This is a genomic window from Wolbachia endosymbiont (group B) of Episyrphus balteatus (genome assembly GCF_947250575.1).
Classification (GTDB): Bacteria; Pseudomonadota; Alphaproteobacteria; order Rickettsiales; family Anaplasmataceae; genus Wolbachia.
In genome coordinates, this window is sequence record NZ_OX366325.1 from 895200 (window position 1) to 914496 (window position 19297).

Here is a 19297-nt window from a genome sequence, read left to right on the forward strand (position 1 = left end):
ATTAATAATAACTCTTAATTTATACCATAAAACAACTTATAGTCAAATCAAATTACAAGAAATTTTACTTTCAATCTCTTGCATTACTCTATCAACACTCAAATTAGCGTTAATTGTTAACAACTTGTCCTTATAATACTCGCGCAAACCCTCTATCTGAGAATGATATTCTCTTATCCTCTTATTAATTGCAAGCATATTAGCATCATCAATTCTCTTCTCCAATCTCGTACTTTTACATTTAGCACAAGTAGTATTCTTAAAAGAAGATATACTATATATACTTTTACAATCCAAACAAGTAAGACGATCTTTTAATCTATCAATTGCAATATTATCGTCAAGCTGCAACTCAATTACAAGATCAACATCCCTATTGCATCTTTTTTGCAAAACTTGAGTTAAAAAATGAGCTTGATTTAAATTTCTTGGAAAACCATCTAACAAAAAATCACCATCTATTAATGCAAGCTGGTCACACAATAATTTACATATAACTTCATCTTGAATTAAATTACCAGATTCAACAGTATCCTTTATTCCTTTACCTAATTTACTCCCACTAGATATAATATTCCTTAATAAATCTCCTACTGAAACTAATTTAAAATTATACTTTGCTATTAACAAACTGGACTGAGTACCCTTACCAGAGCCAGGAGGACCAAAAATTGTAATAATCACTTTAGTCTCCTTGTTTTAGACTCATATTTCTTTATCCAACTATCGTACCTATTTGAAAAAACATAAGATTGTACTTGCATAATAGTATCAGTAATAACGTTAACTATAATCAGCAAGCTCGTCCCACCAAAAATAAATGGTATATCATAATGATACCTCATAATTTCAGGTATAGTACATATTACCACCAAATACGCAGACCCAATAAATGTTAATTTAAAAACTATATCTTGAAGATAATCAGAAGTATGTTTTCCAGGCCCTCTACCAGGAATAAAACCACCATTTTTCCTAAGAAAATCAGCATTTTCCTCTGGATTAAATATAAAATTGGTATAGAAAAAATTAAAAAGTACTATGAGTATTAAGTAAGTTATAATGTACATCACTTTATTTGCCATAAAGTAGTTTAAAATAAAATCAGCAATGGCATGACCTTTATAGAAATTTGCAATTGAAATAGGCGTTAATAGAATTGCGTTAGCAAAAATAGTTGGTATTACACCAGATAAATTGATCTTCAATGGAATGTAAGTAAAATCATCATTATGTAATTTTTTAAACTGTTTTTTGGGATATTGAACAATTACCTTTCTATAAGAAGATTCTGTAAAAATGACTAAAAGGAGCAGTAAAAAAAACAATGCTATAACAAAAAGGGTAATGAAAAACGACATACTACCATTTTTATTTAATGTTAGCAGAGATGATAAAGCATTATGTAATTCAGATGTTATGCCAGTAAAAATGATTAATGAGATACCATTGCCTATACCGCTCACACTGATCCGCTCACCAAGCCATATTAAAAATATAGTTCCACCTAAAAGGCTAAAGACACCTATAGTACGAAACATAATACCAGGTTCAACTACAACTAATACCCCTTCCCTATTCATTCTTTCTAACCCTATTAAGATCGTAATTGATTGAAAGATACAAAACACTATAGTCATATAGCGTATATAAGAGTTCATCTTTCGACGTCCTAACTCTCCTTCATTTTTAATTTCATTGATTCCTTTAACGGCAGAAGATAATAATTGCATAACTATGGATGCAACTATGTATGGCATAACGTTTAACGCCAAGATCGTCATTCTAGCTAAAGCGCCACCAGAAAATAAATTAAATACTCCAAAAACACCAGAACTCTCTTTTGGAAATATATCATTGATTATATCAAGATTAACTCCAGGAATAGGAACATAAGTGCCTAAACGATAACAAACTAAAGCCATTAGCGTAAAAAATATACGCTTTAGTAAATCACTTTTATATAACAACGTAGAATCCAAACTATTAAATGCAAATTTACTGCTCATGATTTACGATAGTATTTCTACACTACCACCAACTGAAGCTACAGATCTTTTTGCAGCTTCTGATGCAAAATCAACATGAAACACAAATTTTTCGCTTAATTTACCCTTATTAAGAAGTTTGATTTTACTTTTAACAGATCTGATAAAACCTAATTTATGCAGTAGCTCCTTATCTATGATAGAATCCTTGACTATTTTTTTAGCTTCCATTAAGCACTGTACATCACCAACATTAAATATAGAGTATAAGTTTTTGCGTATAGGCTTAAAACCTCTTTTAGGTAAACGAGTATATATAGACTGCTGTCCACCTTCAAAACCATTTATAGAAACGCCACTTCTCGCTTTTTGCCCTTTATGCCCCCTACCGGATGTTTTACCTTTACCACAACCAATACCTCTACCTAATAATTTAGGCTTCTTTTTCTTAGATAATTTGGTAAACACAGAATTTAATTTTACAGCATCATTCATACTTTACCTATTTCCAACTATCTCACTAATCTTTTTACCCCTCTTACCTGCCACTTGGCGAGGAGATAACATAACATCAAAAGCCTTAAATACTGCACATATAATATTATGGGGATCATTTGATCTAGTAGACTTAGCTACCACATCCTTTATACCTAATACCTCAAAAACCGACCTCATTGCTCCACCAGCAATAATACCTGTTCCAGTTCTTGCAGCTCTTAAAACTATCTCACCAGAACAAAATTTAGCTTTAATATCATGATGTAAAGTTCTACCTTCACGTAAGTACACCCTAATCATCGACTTCTTTGCAGCATTTACAGCTTTCACTCTTGCTTCAGCAACCTCTGCGTGTTTACCTATTCCACATCCTACCCTACCCTTACCATCACCAACAACAACCAAAGTTGAAAATGAAAATCTTCTACCACCTTTAGTAACCGTTGTTACCCTTCGCACTGAAACCAAAAGTTCTGATAAATCATTATTATTTTGTAAATTCTTTACAGCCATATTTAAAACCTTCTAAAATTTAAATCCAGAGCTTCTTAAAGCCTCAGCAAATTGAGAAATCAATCCTGTATACTTATATGCTCCCCGATCAAAGACGAACCGCTGCTGCAATTTTGTACTAGGCAGACGCTCAATCAATAAAGAAGAAACCTGTTTTATAGTTTCAGCATTGACCCTACCTTTACATACATTCCTAATTTTATCATCCAAAGTAGAAGCAGAAGCTAGGGTTATTCCTTTTGCATCGTTAATCAACTGAACGTAAAAATGTTTATTAGACTTAAATACGGATATACGTAAACGTCCAGCGCTCTTATCGAGCTTCGCTCTATTACGAAGTTTCCTTTTTTCATAGCTACTTAAAAAATTATACAATCTTTTCATTTTAATTACTTCTTTTTATTTACAACCTTACACAGCATAAATTTGCCTTTTATTACAATACCCTTACCTTTATAAGGATCATATTTTCTAATTTTGCATATATCAGAAGCCACCATATAGACTTTTTGCTTATCCATACCGCGAATCACTAAATGAGTTGGCTTTATACACTTAATCTCAACGTCTTTAGGCACTTTATACTTAATATTATGACTATAACCAAGATATAAAGTCAAATACTTATCATCACATTCTGCTTTATACCCCACACCATTAATCTCAAGATCAACAGAAAAATCATTAACCATACCGTTAATCATGTTATTAATATTACTTCTATAAGTGCCCCATATAGATTTTATTTTATCATAATCATCCCTGCCTTGATCAACAGAAAGTAACAATTGATTATCAACTATCTGACACAGAATGCCACTACACAAGTTCAGCTCTTTTTCTGCCCTAACACTTCTTATTAATACCCTACCATCATTATATTCAACTGAAAGATCAGCAGGAATATTGATAGGTGCGGCACCTATACGAGACATACATTTCTCCTATCATTTAAAATACACGACACAAAACTTCTCCACCAACTTTTAATCTACGTGCATTATAATCGGTCATCACTCCTTTCGGTGTAGATATAATAAAAATTCCAAGACCATTATATGCTTTAGAAATGTCCTTACACTTAGAATAATAACGACAACCGGGCTTTGATACCCTAGCTATATCATTAATCACAGGTGATTTATCATAATACTTCAACTGCACAACAAGCGAAGGGATACTATCACTCTCTTGCTTTTCATAATTAAGAATATACCCTTCCTCTTTTAAGATCTTCAATATAGAAGAATTCACTTTAGAGAATAGGACTCTTGTTTCCCTATGCATTGCCAATTGAGCATTACGTATTCTTGTTAAAAAATCACCAATACCATCAGATAACGACACTATTACACTCCTTATATCACATTTACCAACTAGATTTTGTAACCCCTGGAACTTGTCCAAAAGAACACAAATCACGTAAAACAATCCTACATAAACCAAATTTTCTATATACTCCTCTCGGCCTACCAGTTAAAGCGCATCTATTCCTAATTCTGATTTTAGAAGAATCTCTAGGCAATTTTTTAATCAGCTTACTTTGAGCTGCAAACCTTTTTGCAATAGATAAATCCTTATTATTCATTATAGATTTTAATTCTTCCCTTCTCTCCCTATATTGATCGCATAACTTTATTCTACGAAGATTCTTCTGTATCATGGATTTTTTTGCCATATATATTTTCTCTCAATTATCAAAAAAAGGGAATTTAAGAGCCAGTAATAATTCCTTTGCTTCCTTATCACTAACTGCACTTGTTATAATATTAATATCCATACCTCTAATTTTACTTATTTTATCATAGTCTATTTCTAAAAATGATATATGCTCCTTGATACCAAGGGAAAAATTACCATGACCATCAAATTGCTTCACACTAAACCCTCTAAAATCTTTTTCCCTTGGCAAAGCAATATATATTAATCTTTCTAAGAATTCATACATTTTATTTCTACGCAAAGTCACTTTACAACCTACAGTTGCACCTTTTCTAATTTTGAAACCAGAAATAGATTTTTTTGCAAAGGTTAACACAGGCTTTTGCCCAGCAATCAAATGTAGATTATCAAATGGCTCATTTATCGCTTTATTGTCCGTAGCAGCATCTCCAACGCCCATATTGATACACACCTTGACAAGTTTAGGCACTTGCATTACATTGCTGTAATTAAACTTATCCTTTAAGGATTTTACTATATTATCTTTATACAATTGTTTAAACATATCAACCTAATCTATCACTTCTCCAGAAACTTTTGCAAAACGCACTTTTCTACCATCTATAATCTTAAATCCTACTTTAGTTGGAGTTTTACACTTAGGATCCAATATTGCAACATTGGATACATCAATAGCTAACTCTTTATTCAATATACCACCACCACTACCAGCTCTTGGTTTAGTATGTCTCTTACACACATTTATGCCAGAAACAACTACTTTCTTTTTAGCATCACGTATTATAACTTTGATTACCTTACCAATTTTTCTCTTATCTTTACCAGTTAAAACTATAATATCATCACCACTTTTTATTTTAGCACTCATTATAAAACCTCATCAGCTAATGACATTATTTTCATAAAAGAACCAGATAACAACTTTTTTACTGGACCAAACACCCGAGTGCCAAGTGGTTCACCTTGATCATTAATCAAAACCACAGCATTGCTAGAAAAACGAATTACAGAACCATCAGATTTCTTAACACTATTTTTTACTCTAACAACAACTGCTTTATATACTTTTCCTTTTTCAACTTTACCTTTTGGGTTAATAGACTTAGTAGATATAATAATCGTATCACCTACAGATGCAGATTTCCTACCACCTAACAAGCCAATACAAAGCACTGCACGCGCACCAGAATTATCAGCTACTTCTAACAATGTATTTTTTTGAATCATATAAATACCTATTCCTTTTTAGCTATTGATAACAACCCATTTTTTAGTAACAGAAATAGGCTTATGTTCCTGTATTAAAACCCTATCTCCCTTTTTGCAACTATTATTCTCATCATGTGCTGTATACTTCTTGTATTTTTTAATAACTTTTTTATACAGCCTATCCTTATACACTTGTAACACCGAAACCTTTACAGTCTTATCAGACTCAGCATTAGTTACGACACCACAAAAAACCTTCTTAGGCATTTTTTCCCTCTCTCTTTCTTCTATTTAATACAGTTAGACTACGAGCTATGCTCTTTCTTATTAAGCTAAAACGCGAAAAATTGTTGCACTGGCCCAGCTTTTTTTGAAAAGCCAAATTAACAAATTCTTTCCTCAAATTCACAAGAAGTTCATGTAATCCTTGTGAAGATTCTGATTCAAATTTAACTATATCCATTGCAACTCCATTCAATTATGATTAGATATAAATTTACACTTCATAGGAAGCTTAGCAGTCGCTTTTTCAAGCGCCAATCTTGCTAAATGCATGGGAACATCACTACTAATTTCAAACAAAACCCTACCGGGCTTAGCTTTAAATACCCAAAATTCAACACTACCTTTCCCTTTACCCATACGTACATCTGCTGGCTTTTTACTAACCGGGGTATCAGGAAAAATTCTTATCCACACTTTACCAGAGCGTTTTAACGTTCTAGATATTACGCGCCTTGCAGTTTCAATATGCTTAGACTGAACCTTACCTACTTCCATAGCTTTTAATCCATAATCTCCAAAAGACAGCGTGCTACCACCCTTAGCATTACCCTTAATTCTCCCCTTAAATACCTTTTTATATTTACTCTTTTTGGGAACAAACATTTCAATATACCTTAACTACCAACATAAACCCAAACTTTAACTCCTATAATACCACATATAGTCTTCGCTTCACAAAAAGCATAATCTATATTAGCACGCAAAGTGTGTAAAGGCAAACGACCTTCTTTGTACCATTCAGTACGAGCTATTTCAGCTCCGCCAAGACGCCCAGAGCAACTTACTTTAATACCCTCAGCACCCATCTTCAAACAATTTTGAATAGCTTTTTTCATCGCTCTTCTACATGAAATCCTTTTTTCTAGCTGATGTGTAATACTCCTTGATATTAAAACTGCATCTATTTCAGACTTTTTAACTCCTACTACATTCACTTCGACACTACTTTCTACTTTTTTAGCTATTTTTTGCTTTATCTTCTCAACATCCAAACCTTTCTTACCTATTATAACCCCAGGTTTAGAAGAATGTATTATTACAGACACTAAAGTAACTGTACGCTCTACAGTTACTTTAGAAATACCAGCATGCTTAAAGGATTCATTTATATAACTGCGAATAAATAGATCTTGATGCAATTTCTGTTTATAATCGTCCGTAGCACACCAAACAGAATCCCAGGTATTACTATTTATTTGCAATCTAAATACTTTAGGATTAACCTTCTGTCCCATATTTTTACACTTTCCTTATTAATTTTCCATTTCTATAAATCATACAATTTCTTTCAATTTTATAGTTATATTACTATAAAATTTGCTCATTCTATTAGCCCTACCCATAGCTTTTGGATATACTCTACGCAAAGTAAGTGACTTACCTATTAAAATTTCCTTTATATATAAATTATCAACGTTCAATCCATAATTATTTTGAGCATTAGCAATTGCAGAATTCAACACCTTCATTATAAAACCGGCAGCCTTTTTTTCACAAAATCTTAATTGTACATTAGCAAAAGAAACTTTTTTATTACGCACTAAATCAGCAACCAAATTTAATTTGCGAGGAGTTGATCTTAAAACCTTAGAACCAGCCTCAACTATTATATCCCTATTTTTCATATCAATTGCCTACCTTCTTGTTGCCTTTTTATCACCACCATGCCCAGTAAATTTACGAGTAGGTGAAAATTCACCGAATTTATGACCTATCATATTCTGATTATCAACACTAACAGGAATGTAATCTTTACCATTATAAACAGCAAATTTTAAACCCAAACAATTAGGAAGAATTACAGAAGCCCTGGAATGAATTTTTATCACCTTATTAATAGAACCCTCTTTTAAAGCTCTCTGAACTAATCTTAGTACAGATGGGTGTAAAAAAGGTGGTTTCCATACAGATCTACTCATAAATTAACCTTTCAATTTTTTTATATACTTATCACTAGATTTATTTTTTTTCCTAGTTTTTTTTCCTTTTGTTGCAACACCCCAAGGAGTAACAGGATGACGACCGCCAGAAGTTTTTCCCTCTCCACCTCCATGAGGATGGTCAACCGGATTCATTGCAACTCCACGTACAGTAGGTCTAATCCCAAGCCACCTACTTCTCCCAGCTTTACCCAACTTTCTATTCTTATGGTCAGGGTTAGATACTACACCAATAGTAGCCTTGCAAGAAGATAAAATCAACCTAATTTGACCAGACCTGAGTCGTAATAAAACATATTGGCCATCACGACCAACGATTTGTGCATAACAACCAGCAGCTCTAGCAATCGCAGCACCATTACCTGGCTTCAGCTCAACATTATGAACGAAAGAACCAACAGGTATATGCTTGAGTAGTAAACAATTCCCCGGCAAAATATCAGCATCATCTCCAGCTGTCACAACATCACCAGGCTTCATACCTTGAGGAGCTAATATATAAGATTTAATATCATCTTCCTTATATGATATTAATGCTAAAAACCCACTTCTATTTGGATCATACTCTATTTTCTCAACTATACCTTGATCACTTCTGTTACGTTTAAAATCTATAACTCTATACTTCTTCTTGTGACCACCACCCCTGTGACGAGTTGTAATTCTACCATGATTATTTCTTCCACCACTGGATTTCTTACCAAATACAAGAGACTTCTCCGGCTTATCTTTTGATAAACCAATTTTACTTATTAATATAGTCCCACGAGAAGACGGAGTAACAGGATTAAAAAATTTCATACCCATATTAAACGCTCATTATATCTAATTTTTGACCATCTATCAAAGAAAAATAAACCTTTTTTCTCTGTTTTTTACAACCAACCACACCCCTGAAACGTCTATATTTAGGTTTAACTCTAATAACATTTATAGAAGAAATTCTGACATTAAATAAAGACTCTATTGCCGATTTTATTTGACGCTTATTTACATTTACAAAAACATACAAAGAGTATTTATTAAACTTCTCTCTTAAAAGAGAAGCCTTTTCTGTGATTACAGGAGATTTTATTATATTATTATATTTAATCATAACAATCTACCTTCAAGATGCTTTAAAGTGTCTTTTGTTAACATCACGCATTCATGATTCAATATATCAAAAACATTTAACCCAATAGGTTTGATTAAATCTACATAATGCAAATTTTTAGCAGCACGTAACAAATCATCTCCATAATCACCAACTATTAAAAAAGAAGAAAATTTAAAATTTTTAATATATTCACACATTTTAGATGTTTTCTTCACATCAACATTTAAACTATCAAGAACAATAACTTGATTATTTAAATATTTTAGAGATAAAGCAATTTTCAAACCAAATTTACGTACTTTTTTATTAAGAGAATAAGCATGACTCCTCACAACAGGACCAAAAATAATTCCACCACCTCTAAACTGAGGAGATCGCAAGCTCCCCTGTCTCGCCCTACCGGTACGTTTTTGACCATACGGCTTAGCCGTTGTACCAGAAACATCACTGATACCCTTTGTTTTATGAGCACCAACTCTTCTCTTTGCTAATTGCCATCTCACTATATCATGCAAAATACTCAATTTTTGCTTGGCAGAAAATATCAAGGGATTAAGCTCAACACTACCTACATTATTATTAGATAGATCAACTAATTCACATTCCATAACTAACTCACCAAATTATTAGCATCATCACTCATATTCAACAGCAGACCTGCTGGAAAAGGAACATCTTTATGTAAAGGCTTTTTAACTGCATCTCTCACAAAAACATAAGAGTTTTTAAACCCAGGAACATTATTACCCTTTACAGCAATTATGCTATTTTCATAATCAATGGATAATATTTTCATATTCTGTACAGTTACTCTGCTATTACCTAAATGACCAGCCATTTTCTTCCCCTTGAATACTCTACCAGGATCTTGACATTGACCAGTAGAACCTTGTGATCTATGAGCAATAGAAACGCCATGAGATGCCCTAAGCCCACTGAAGTTATGCCGCTTCATCACACCAGCAAACCCTTTACCTAAAGAATAACCCGTAATGTCAAGATATTGACCAACTACAAAATGATTAACCCCCACCTTTTTACCACATTCTATTCCGAATAGATCAGTTAATCTACTTTCGTATAATTTACATTTACTATTTATACCCTTTTTCTTTAAATATTCCAACTGAGGTTTTGCTATTTTTTTTAAATCTCCTGCGCCTAAAATGACTGAATTGTAGCCACATTTATCTTGTCCTTTTATATCGATAATATAAGTTTCGCTGAGATGCAATAAGGTTACAGCCATGCGACTATTATCAAAATACATAGCAGTATGGCCAACATTCGTCATTAACAAACCAATTCTCCTAAGCGAATTTATTCTCTTCATTTCCTTTTCCTAAATATTAACTTCCTTAACCTTTAAATCCACTTCTACACCAGCAGAAAAAGATAAATCTGCAAGCATCTTCATCATAGTAGAAGTAGGATTATGCACAATAATTAACCGCTTAGAAATTCTCATTTCAAATTGCTCACGAGATTTTTTATCAACATGAGGAGACCTATTAACAGTAAATTTAGAATCTTTTCTTGGCAACGCAATCGGACCAGATAAATCTGCATTAAACTGCTTTAATTGATCAATAAACTCGCGAATACACTTTTCCAACAAAGAACAATCGAAAGCTTTGATTCTAATATATATATCTTGCTTCATCTTAGTTATTATACTCATTCTAAAATTTCCGAAACAACGCCAGAACCAACAGTTCTACCACCTTCTCTTATCGCAAAACGTAATCCTTTATCCATTGCTATTGGTACTTGCAACTCCACTTCTATACTTACATTGTCCCCTGGCATTACCATCTCCTTTCCATCTAGCAATTTTATGCTCCCAGTTACATCCGTTGTCCTTAAATAAAACTGTGGCTGATAATTTCCAAAAAATGGTGTATGCCTTCCTCCTTCTTCTTTCTTCAATATATACACCTCCGCATTAAATTTCTTATGCGGGGTTATTGTCCCTGGTTTTGCCAATACTTGCCCTCTCTCCACTTCTTCTCTCTTTGTTCCTCTTAGTAGTATTCCTACATTGAGTCCTGCACTTCCCTTATCTAGCAACTTCTTAAACATCTCAACACCAGTACATGTCGTCTTTTGCGTCGCTTTCAGACCTATTATCTCTATATCATCCCCTGTCTTTATCTCCCCCTTCTCTATTCTTCCTGTTACTACCGTCCCTCGGCCCGATATTGAAAATACATCTTCTATTGGCAACAAAAACGGCAAATCTACAGGCCTTGGAGGTACTGCCACATACTCATCTAACTTCTCCATCAATTTATCTATTGATTTCTTTCCATACTCACTACTATCATCCTCTAATGCTTTTAACGCAGACCCAACTATCACAGGCACTTCATCACCTGGAAATTTATACTTACTCAGCAACTCTCTCACTTCCATTTCCACCAAATCTATCATATCAGCATCAGCAACATCAGCTTTATTTATATATACCACGATATATCCAACACCCACCTGTTTTGCCAGCAATATATGCTCTCTCGTTTGTGGCATCGGCCCATCAACCCCTGACACTACCAATATCGCTGCATCCATCTGTGCTGCACCTACTATCATATTCTTTACATAATCAGCATGTCCAGGGCAATCAACGTGTGCATAGTGTCTCTTTTCTGTTTGATATTCAACATGCGCTGTTGCTATTGTTATACCTCTCTTTCTTTCTTCTGGCGCTTTATCTATTTGATCATATGCTACAAAATTACCATAATGCTTTGTTATCGCCGCTGTTAACGTTGTCTTCCCATGATCCACATGTCCTATCGTTCCCACGTTTATATGCGGCTTTCCAAATGCTTCTACTATCGCTGTCATAATTTTAACTCTTCTACCTAAAATACAAATACATCAATAAATAATATGTTGATTTTATATAAATACAACAAAAAAAGAGCGGATAGTGGGAATCGAACCCACGTCACTAGCTTGGAAGGCTAGAGCTCTACCATTGAGCTATACCCGCACAATGGAGGAGGTAGGATTCGAACCTACGTACGCAATGCGGACAGATTTACAGTCTGTTACCTTTAACCACTCGGTCACTCCTCCACAAAAATCTGTTAAGAGAACACTACCTTAACTTAAGTTTTATTATTCCTAATATTAAACATCCAAATCCAAAAGATCAAGTAATAAAAGCTAATCTAACTGATTTCAGTTAGATTTTACTTTTATATAACAAAATATTGTCAATAAAACGCCCAAATAAGTAATGTGAATCATGTGTACCTGGCGCTTCTTCTGGATGGTATTGAGTAGAAAAGACTGGGTAATCCTTCATCATTATCCCCTCTACACTATTATCAAATAGAGAAATATGAGTAACTTCAACGTTACTTGGAAGAGAAGCTGAATCAACAACAAAACCATGATTTTGGCTAGTTATCTCAACTTTTTTACTCTCCAGATCATAAACTGGATGATTACTCCCTCGATGACCAATATCCATCTTGACAGTCTTTGCTCCCAAAGTAACTGCAAGTAATTGATGGCCCAGGCATATTCCAAAAACTGGTATTTTAGATTTCACAATAATTTCTATTTCTGAAGTTACACTCTCTCCTATCTCTTGTGGATCACCAGGGCCATTTGAAAGCACTATACCATCTGGATTCATGCTTAATATTTTGTGAGCAAAACCTGTATCTGGTTTGACTAATTCAACCGTACAATCAAGTTCTACTAAGCGTGAGATTATACTATTTTTTATACCGAAATCAACAATTACAACCCTATATTTTGCATTAAGAACGCTTTGAAAGTTATTACTTAAACTGACTTTCTTAGTTATTTCTATTCCATTTACAGATTTGTATTTCTTCAATTCATCTAATATATGTGCCTCACTTGACGGACATATCATTCCATTTTGAGATCCATGTTTTCTCAAATATCTCGTCAAAGCTCTAGTATCAATTCCCGATATCCCAACTACATTATTTTTCTCCAACCAATCATTTAAACTAATATATGAAGAAGAGTGAGACATAGGAGAAAGTTCACGCATAACCACACCACTTGCAAAAATTTTCTCTCCTTCATTATCTTTATGATTTATTCCAACATTACCAATATGAGGAAAAGTGAACGCTATGATTTGATTAGCAAAAGAAGGATCGGTTATAGTATGTTGATACCCGGTCATACCAGTGATAAAACAAACTTCACCTATACATTTGCCCTTTTTACCTACCGATCTTCCCCAAAAGCACTTGCCATCTTGTAAAACTAAAGCTGCATCCTGCATTTAATTCTCTCAACTCATTTAAAATATTATATAAGAATTTTAAATTACAAGTAAGCAAATACTAAATTTCCCTTTAACTTTATATAAAATTCAAAATTATAAGTAGCTTTCTTTTTTTATTATTTAGCAAAATTATAGCAAACTTAACTTGTGTGAATAGGCAATAGTCATTACATTCATACTTCACGTTATGTAAATTCACATGGATAGAAAAACTTGTCTCATTACAGGAGCATCATCTGTCATTGGAGAAAGTCTAGCACGGTTGCTCATTAAAGATGGATGATTTGTGGTTGGCATTGCAAGGCGCACTGAAAAACTGGAAAAATTAAAAGAAGAATTAGGTAGTAATTTTTTACCTATAACATGTGATGTAAGCAAAAGTGAAAATATTAAAAACTCGTCTGATTTTTTAAAAAAGCAAAATATTATACCAAATCTCTTTTTTCTTAATGCAGGATGTGGCGAAATAGAAGATAAGTTTCATACCAACATTCATAGAAAAACATTTGAAACCAATTATTTTGGCGTTATCAACTGGATTGAAGAATGGATTCATCATAATTCCTTGGCAACTTTTGCGGTTATATCTTCTCTTGTTGCTATGCATGCAACACCACATGCTTCTGCATACTGTGTCAGCAAAGCAGCACTAAAAAGTTGTTTTCAATCACTAAAAATCCAATATTCTAACAGTAGCACAAAGTTTATCACCATAATGCCAGGGCCAGTAAAAACAGATATGTTTAAGTCTAATAAACCACTTCCCTTCATATGGGAGCCAGAAAAAGCTGCAGCATATATTTTAAAAAGTATATTTAAAGGAAAGAAAGTTATAGCGTTTCCAATTTTCTGGCGGTTATTTTTTCATATTTTACAAATTCTTCCCACTAAAATGACTGCAAGAATCTTACGATAATCACCAAATCTACCATCTTGTAAAGCTAAAGCTCTTCAAAACTCAATCGCAAGCTTCTCCACACAAAAACATCTTGACTATCGCATGTTTCATATTATATGAATAAACTGTTAATCAAAGTGGAGGGTTGCAATGCCTAATAATACAGATCAGTCTAAAAAAATAAATGAGAAATGGTTATTTATAGGAGGTGCTTCACTGTTTCTTGTAATAATGCTACCATCAATTTTTCTCTTAGCAAAAATAGCTATGATGTTTGTTATAATCTCAACTACAGCAATAGCAATAAAAATTGCCTCAAAAGCAATATCAAACGTTTTAGAGGATAAAGAGAATCAATCAACACAAAATAAAATTATAAACCTAGCTATTGGAGCAGTGTCCATACTTGCAGGTGGGCTATCATTACTTATTACAGCAAAAGTTGGTTTCATCGCAATATGTTCAACTATAGCTATTTTAGCTCTGTATGAATATATTAAAGATGAAAAAATAGGTAAGGATATAAATGATAAATTCGATGAAATAGCTAATAATACAACTGAGTTTTGCGTCAACAGCATTGAAAAACTTATTCCATCACAAAGTTGTGAAGTTTAATCTTTTGTTTATAAATTTTTAGATGCATGGCTAACGTATAAACACTGAAATCAGCACTTCCTTTCTTGTTATCCTAGTAATGGCTTCCATCATCAAAAATGTTGTATTACTTTTATACTCGCAAATCTAACTGGATTCCAATGCTGGAATGACATTACCTTGAATGGAAATCGGTGCGTGATGTACATCTGTATAGAGATTAAATATGTCATTCAGTTTGTTATCATTCTAGTACTGCCATTCTATAGGTAACAGCTGTACCTGGAGCTCCTCTCTTGTCATTTCAGCACTGGAATCCAGAAAACTTAATTTCAAACCAGTACTTTCCCTCTTTTCATCCCAATTTCCAAAATGTTACTCCAGTACTGAAATCCAGCTTTTTTATAACTATCGAAAACACTGTATTACTTTACAAATTTAACTAGATATAATTACTGGCATGGCACGTTCGTAAAATTACGATAAAAAATTACTTGACAAACTCTAATAGTTTTGTTACCATGCACAGTGAAGGTGTTCTAGAGCTCGGAATCTATCTTCGTCTGCAGACTTTTCAATTCAATTAATCTATAATCTTCAGTTAAAATATATTTTAGCTATACTTCGGTCGTAGCTGTATACATTTTTCTCAATCTTTTTTATTAGTGGAGGACTATCATGTTTAAAACACTGAATTACGCATATCATTGACCTACATGTCTTTAAAGGACAGATGGTACCTATGTCCTTTTTATATAAATTATTGTGTTTTTATGTCTTTTTTAGCAATGTCATTTATTGTTTTACGCCCCAGTCTTTTTCAAATATTGCGAGCCCTTGATCAGTAAGTGGATGATTAATTAACTGTCTAAGTATTTTTGCTGGCACAGTAATTGAATGAGCACCAAGCCGTGCAGCTTCTATTACATGTGCTGGACTTCTTACTGATGCAACAAGAACTTTTGTCTTAAAATTATAATTAGAATATATAGTGCATATATCTTCTATTAGCGATAAGCCATCATAGCTTATATCATCAAGGCGACCAACAAAGGGAGAAATAAAACAAGCACCGGCCTTAGCGGCAAACAGTGCTTGTCCAGGAGAAAAACATAATGTGATATTAGCAGGTATTTTATGTTCTGTCCACAACTTTTTACAAGAAATTAATCCTTCATGTGTAAGGGGTAACTTTACTACGATATTACTAGCGATTTTCGCTAACTTAAGGCCTTCCTTAACCATATCTTCATGGCTATCTGCAACAACTTCAACACTAACAGGTCCTTTTATAATAGAACATATTTCGCTTACTAAATCTTCGTACTTATCTTTATGTCCAGATTTTGCTATTAAAGAAGGATTAGTTGTTATACCATCAATGAACTCTTTTAGCTCCTTAATTTCATTCAAATCAACACTATCAAGAAAAATTTCCATATTATTGTCCTATTAAAAACCTATTTTTACAAAATATTGTCATCTTTGAAAAGTATTAAATAAAATCGGATTTTTAACTCAACTCAATTTTCAGTCCGTTAGGAAAGAAAATATTGCACTGAGACACAGTATAGCGCTTTCCTTAATTGGTTGCATTTTATTAACAAAATTAGCATAACCAATTTCTGAAGTTTACTAGCTTTACGTTCAATAGAAATTCTTGCATAGCCTAAAACTTAGTGCTACTATTAGTATAGTAATACAAATAGGTAGTGAGGAACAATAAACAAAATGACTAAGTTCGAGTTTAACGCTCGCAATTAAATTCAACTAAAAAGGTTAATATAAAAGGAGTTAATCACTCCTAAAGTAAATATATTATCAGAACAATAGTAACAAGGGGTATACTATGTCAACAAATTTCCCGACATTGAAAAACATATTAGCAGAGCTGAAAAGAAAAAATAGCATTACTGTTTTAGAAGAACATTGTCAGGAAAAATGGGAGGTTTATGACTTGCTCATGGATTTAACAAATGATGAAAATTTTAAGCAAGCATATATAGATCTATCTTTCAACAAGAGCTTTAAAAAAAACTTTATAGAATTAGCAAATCAGGCAAAAAAAGCTGTAAGTAAGTATTTTAGAGACAAAGACATAGACCTTCGAGCTTTTTATGTAGAAACTAACAATTCTGATAAAGTGTTAAACATTAATCTTATTAATTACAATAGAAGTGAGCCAATAAGAATTAGTGATATCTTACAGCAAGAAAGGGATATTAGCACATTGAATATCTATTGCGATAAAAAGCATGACATATACGCTTACCGAAAAGGTAAGGAAAGACATTATGAATTTAAAGAGGGTGCATATTATGAAATGACAAGCACTTGGCCTGTGCAGGACAAGGATGGGAAAACTTTTACCTGTACTATGGTTATGAATGTAAGTAATTCTGGTATAACTAAAGTACTACAGTTTAATGGTAAAGATTTTGAATCGCCACCTGAGGAGTTTTGGGAATTAATAAGACAAAATGAGGAATTATATATTCAAGGCCTCTCTCTACATGATGCTGTAAAAGCATTATTGAAAAAGAACAAAAATGCTAACATTGCACCGGCTGTTAGTAATCTGCAAAATAACGAACATATCGTAATCAATCAAGACGAAAAGATGAAAGATCTTGAAAATGATGCTAAAAGCAATCCTATTCTTTCTTTCACTAGCAACAATGTATCAGAGGTTAATCCACAGCAGATTGCAACTCAGGCAATTGCAACTCAAACAGAAGTTAATTCACAACAACTAGATCAAAAGCTTACAAAAGCTGAGCAAGAAATTAGAGAATTAAATGAGCAGAGGAACAATTTACAGCATAGGCTCGAAGAGGCGAAGCAAGAATTTGAAAAGCATAATAGTGATTTACAGAATAAACTTGGAGAAGAAAAGCAAAAAAATGCAAAATTACAAACTGAACTGACACAAAAAGATGAAAAACTAGCAAATATGTCAACAGAGCTGCAAGAAAGAGCGCAAGAACTTGAAGGTGCATATGAAGAAAAGAAAGACCTGAAGAAAAAGCTGGAAGTTGCCAATGCAGGAAAAGAAGAGTTGATAAGTGAGTTAAGAAAATTGCACGAGGAATTAAATCAACTGAAAGAAGAAAAGTATAGTTTGGAAGACAAGCTTGATCAATTAGAACACTATAGCAATAGTACAAAAGAAAGCAGTGAACAACAAATATCAGATTTGAAAGAAGAGTTATTATTACTGAAAGAAGCAAATCAAATGTTAAAAGCAAAGCAAGTAGAATCAGAACAAGAACTCGTGGAGGCTAAGCAAAAAATTGAGGAATTGGAGGAACAGTGCAATGATTTACAAGTTGAGTGTAAAGAAAAGGAACAAAGACTTGAGAAAGAAATGAGTAAAACAGATGAGCGAATAATCCAGCTCAATAAGGAGCAAGAGCAGAAAATTCAAGAAATTTATGGAAAAAATAAGGAACTGGAAGAAAAGGTAGAAGAACTGAAGGAAAAGCTAAAAACTGCTAATGCAGAACAAGAGAAACTACAAGGTAAATTGAACCAGTTTGAAAAAAAAGAGGAAGAGATAGAGGAAGCAGAACACATGATAAGTGCAAGGGATAAGTGTATAGCGAGTTATAAATCTCAAATACAAAATTTAGAAAATGAGCATAACGCACATTTGGAATCTGATGAACAAGAGGCAGATCAGCTAACGTGGGATTTTGAAACGTTAAAGAACGAGCTAGAGCTTAAAGATAAGCAGATCGAGACAATAAGAGGGCAATTACGGCAGGAGATAGAAGAAGAAATAGTTAATAAGTACCGTCCATCACTGGAATTAAAGTTTAAAGAATATGAAGATGAGATTGAAAGATTAATAAGAGAAAAAAAAGAGCTAAACGATAAAGTACAATACTTAAATAGCCAAGTAGAACTGTTAAGTCCAGTAATTGATCAAGTACTTGTTAATAAAAAGGAAGTTTTTGATAATAATTCAAAAATGTTTTACCAGCTTACAGAGAAAATTGATGATTCAGAAAAAAAATCTAGGTCTTTAAGCCTTGATAGCGCATTTCATAGCGATCACTGTAATTCACTTCTAGACTTAATCAGCAGTCCCTCAAAGGTGTGTAGCCAAAGTCAGCGTGAAAATGTTTAAAGATGCACATGAGACCAGCGGCTTCTTTATTCAAGTAGCCCCTCTTGTCATCCGAGTAGTGTGACACATAGCTGTACGAACATTGCAATACGGCACATAATAAATAATGTCATGCCAGTGCCTAGACACTGGGATCTAGTTTTTGGACATTGTTTTTGACATATGTCCTT

The 19297-nt window shown here is 33.3% G+C and carries 28 protein-coding genes and 2 tRNA genes; 3 read left to right on the forward strand and 27 right to left on the reverse strand.

The genetic code is table 11. From position 1 onward, the window contains the following. Window positions 1-42 precede the first annotated feature (42 nt). The 26 genes from OOL05_RS04210 to carA all read right to left on the reverse strand — a co-directional run bounded on the left by OOL05_RS04210 (window position 43) and on the right by carA (window position 13497). Window positions 43-684, reverse strand: coding sequence for an adenylate kinase family protein (locus tag OOL05_RS04210; RefSeq protein WP_052265056.1), 642 nt, complete (start codon window positions 682-684; stop codon window positions 43-45). Further along, on the reverse strand, window positions 681-2009 hold the full coding sequence (gene secY / locus OOL05_RS04215; protein WP_010404717.1) for a preprotein translocase subunit SecY: 1329 nt from the start codon (window positions 2007-2009) through the stop codon (window positions 681-683). Before secY ends, OOL05_RS04210 begins: the two co-directional genes overlap by 4 nt. 3 nt (window positions 2010-2012) lie before the next feature. Continuing rightward, the gene (gene rplO / locus OOL05_RS04220) at window positions 2013-2483 is read right to left on the reverse strand and encodes a 50S ribosomal protein L15 (protein ID WP_006012263.1); all 471 of its coding nucleotides are present in this window, start codon (window positions 2481-2483) and stop codon (window positions 2013-2015) included. Between the two features lie 3 nt (window positions 2484-2486). Then, window positions 2487-2999 (reverse strand): 30S ribosomal protein S5, encoded by a 513-nt coding sequence (gene rpsE / locus OOL05_RS04225; RefSeq protein WP_010404712.1) that lies wholly within the window; start codon window positions 2997-2999, stop codon window positions 2487-2489. Between the two features lie 12 nt (window positions 3000-3011). Then, window positions 3012-3383, reverse strand: a complete 372-nt coding sequence (rplR, locus tag OOL05_RS04230; RefSeq protein WP_052265059.1) for a 50S ribosomal protein L18 — start codon at window positions 3381-3383, stop codon at window positions 3012-3014. A 5-nt stretch (window positions 3384-3388) separates the two neighbouring features. Next, window positions 3389-3934, reverse strand: coding sequence for a 50S ribosomal protein L6 (gene rplF / locus OOL05_RS04235; RefSeq protein ID WP_264729931.1), 546 nt, complete (start codon window positions 3932-3934; stop codon window positions 3389-3391). A gap of 16 nt (window positions 3935-3950) precedes the next feature. Beyond that, entirely contained in the window at window positions 3951-4346 is a 396-nt protein-coding gene (rpsH, locus tag OOL05_RS04240) for a 30S ribosomal protein S8 (protein ID WP_007302546.1), read from the reverse strand. A gap of 22 nt (window positions 4347-4368) precedes the next feature. Beyond that, a complete protein-coding gene (rpsN, locus tag OOL05_RS04245; protein ID WP_007302545.1) occupies window positions 4369-4677 on the reverse strand; it encodes a 30S ribosomal protein S14 in 309 nt (102 codons plus the stop codon). 12 nt (window positions 4678-4689) lie between these two features. Further along, window positions 4690-5226, reverse strand: coding sequence for a 50S ribosomal protein L5 (gene rplE / locus OOL05_RS04250; RefSeq protein WP_010404703.1), 537 nt, complete (start codon window positions 5224-5226; stop codon window positions 4690-4692). A gap of 6 nt (window positions 5227-5232) precedes the next feature. Beyond that, entirely contained in the window at window positions 5233-5550 is a 318-nt protein-coding gene (gene rplX, locus OOL05_RS04255; RefSeq protein WP_406721750.1) for a 50S ribosomal protein L24, read from the reverse strand. Continuing rightward, on the reverse strand, window positions 5550-5909 hold the full coding sequence (rplN, locus tag OOL05_RS04260; protein ID WP_007302542.1) for a 50S ribosomal protein L14: 360 nt from the start codon (window positions 5907-5909) through the stop codon (window positions 5550-5552). Before rplN ends, rplX begins: the two co-directional genes overlap by 1 nt. Window positions 5910-5927: 18 nt before the next feature. Next, complete coding sequence (gene rpsQ, locus OOL05_RS04265; protein ID WP_010404696.1) at window positions 5928-6158, reverse strand: 30S ribosomal protein S17; 231 nt, start codon at window positions 6156-6158, stop codon at window positions 5928-5930. Further along, window positions 6151-6354, reverse strand: coding sequence for a 50S ribosomal protein L29 (gene rpmC / locus OOL05_RS04270; RefSeq protein ID WP_007302540.1), 204 nt, complete (start codon window positions 6352-6354; stop codon window positions 6151-6153). The genes rpsQ and rpmC overlap by 8 nt, the downstream gene beginning before the upstream one ends. An 11-nt stretch (window positions 6355-6365) precedes the next feature. After that, window positions 6366-6779 (reverse strand): 50S ribosomal protein L16, encoded by a 414-nt coding sequence (rplP, locus tag OOL05_RS04275; RefSeq protein ID WP_006012233.1) that lies wholly within the window; start codon window positions 6777-6779, stop codon window positions 6366-6368. An 11-nt stretch (window positions 6780-6790) separates the two neighbouring features. Further along, the gene (rpsC, locus tag OOL05_RS04280) at window positions 6791-7411 is read right to left on the reverse strand and encodes a 30S ribosomal protein S3 (RefSeq protein WP_007302538.1); all 621 of its coding nucleotides are present in this window, start codon (window positions 7409-7411) and stop codon (window positions 6791-6793) included. Window positions 7412-7450: 39 nt separating this feature from the next. Next, a complete protein-coding gene (gene rplV, locus OOL05_RS04285; RefSeq protein ID WP_007302537.1) occupies window positions 7451-7801 on the reverse strand; it encodes a 50S ribosomal protein L22 in 351 nt (116 codons plus the stop codon). 9 nt (window positions 7802-7810) lie between these two features. Beyond that, window positions 7811-8095, reverse strand: coding sequence for a 30S ribosomal protein S19 (gene rpsS, locus OOL05_RS04290; protein ID WP_010404687.1), 285 nt, complete (start codon window positions 8093-8095; stop codon window positions 7811-7813). A 3-nt stretch (window positions 8096-8098) separates the two neighbouring features. Then, complete coding sequence (gene rplB, locus OOL05_RS04295) at window positions 8099-8923, reverse strand: 50S ribosomal protein L2 (protein ID WP_264729933.1); 825 nt, start codon at window positions 8921-8923, stop codon at window positions 8099-8101. Window position 8924: 1 nt separating this feature from the next. After that, window positions 8925-9212 carry a 50S ribosomal protein L23 gene (locus tag OOL05_RS04300; protein WP_010404680.1) on the reverse strand — a complete coding sequence of 96 codons (288 nt, stop codon included), beginning with the start codon at window positions 9210-9212 and terminating at the stop codon, window positions 8925-8927. Beyond that, window positions 9209-9823 (reverse strand): 50S ribosomal protein L4, encoded by a 615-nt coding sequence (gene rplD / locus OOL05_RS04305; RefSeq protein ID WP_006012216.1) that lies wholly within the window; start codon window positions 9821-9823, stop codon window positions 9209-9211. Before rplD ends, OOL05_RS04300 begins: the two co-directional genes overlap by 4 nt. 2 nt (window positions 9824-9825) lie before the next feature. Continuing rightward, complete coding sequence (rplC, locus tag OOL05_RS04310) at window positions 9826-10548, reverse strand: 50S ribosomal protein L3 (RefSeq protein WP_264729936.1); 723 nt, start codon at window positions 10546-10548, stop codon at window positions 9826-9828. Between the two features lie 9 nt (window positions 10549-10557). Continuing rightward, the gene (gene rpsJ, locus OOL05_RS04315) at window positions 10558-10878 is read right to left on the reverse strand and encodes a 30S ribosomal protein S10 (protein WP_012482004.1); all 321 of its coding nucleotides are present in this window, start codon (window positions 10876-10878) and stop codon (window positions 10558-10560) included. Between the two features lie 14 nt (window positions 10879-10892). After that, window positions 10893-12065, reverse strand: a complete 1173-nt coding sequence (tuf, locus tag OOL05_RS04320; RefSeq protein WP_264729962.1) for an elongation factor Tu — start codon at window positions 12063-12065, stop codon at window positions 10893-10895. A gap of 77 nt (window positions 12066-12142) precedes the next feature. After that, window positions 12143-12213, reverse strand: a tRNA-Gly gene (locus OOL05_RS04325). 4 nt (window positions 12214-12217) lie between these two features. Further along, window positions 12218-12299, reverse strand: a tRNA-Tyr gene (locus OOL05_RS04330). Window positions 12300-12408: 109 nt separating this feature from the next. Continuing rightward, window positions 12409-13497, reverse strand: a complete 1089-nt coding sequence (gene carA / locus OOL05_RS04335; RefSeq protein ID WP_264375917.1) for a glutamine-hydrolyzing carbamoyl-phosphate synthase small subunit — start codon at window positions 13495-13497, stop codon at window positions 12409-12411. Window positions 13498-13786: 289 nt separating this feature from the next. On the opposite strand from carA, the gene OOL05_RS04340 reads away from it, so the two are divergent. Then, on the forward strand, window positions 13787-14416 hold the full coding sequence (locus OOL05_RS04340) for an SDR family NAD(P)-dependent oxidoreductase (protein WP_264729964.1): 630 nt from the start codon (window positions 13787-13789) through the stop codon (window positions 14414-14416). Window positions 14417-14548: 132 nt separating this feature from the next. Then, window positions 14549-15016, forward strand: coding sequence for a hypothetical protein (locus OOL05_RS04345; RefSeq protein WP_007302528.1), 468 nt, complete (start codon window positions 14549-14551; stop codon window positions 15014-15016). Between the two features lie 774 nt (window positions 15017-15790). Here the strand turns inward: OOL05_RS04345 and fsa are convergent. Continuing rightward, entirely contained in the window at window positions 15791-16435 is a 645-nt protein-coding gene (gene fsa / locus OOL05_RS04350) for a fructose-6-phosphate aldolase (protein WP_007302527.1), read from the reverse strand. 409 nt (window positions 16436-16844) lie between these two features. Between fsa and OOL05_RS04355 the strand changes: the two genes are divergently transcribed. Further along, entirely contained in the window at window positions 16845-19127 is a 2283-nt protein-coding gene (locus tag OOL05_RS04355) for a coiled-coil domain-containing protein (protein WP_264729966.1), read from the forward strand. The last annotated feature ends 170 nt before the right edge of the window (window positions 19128-19297 follow it).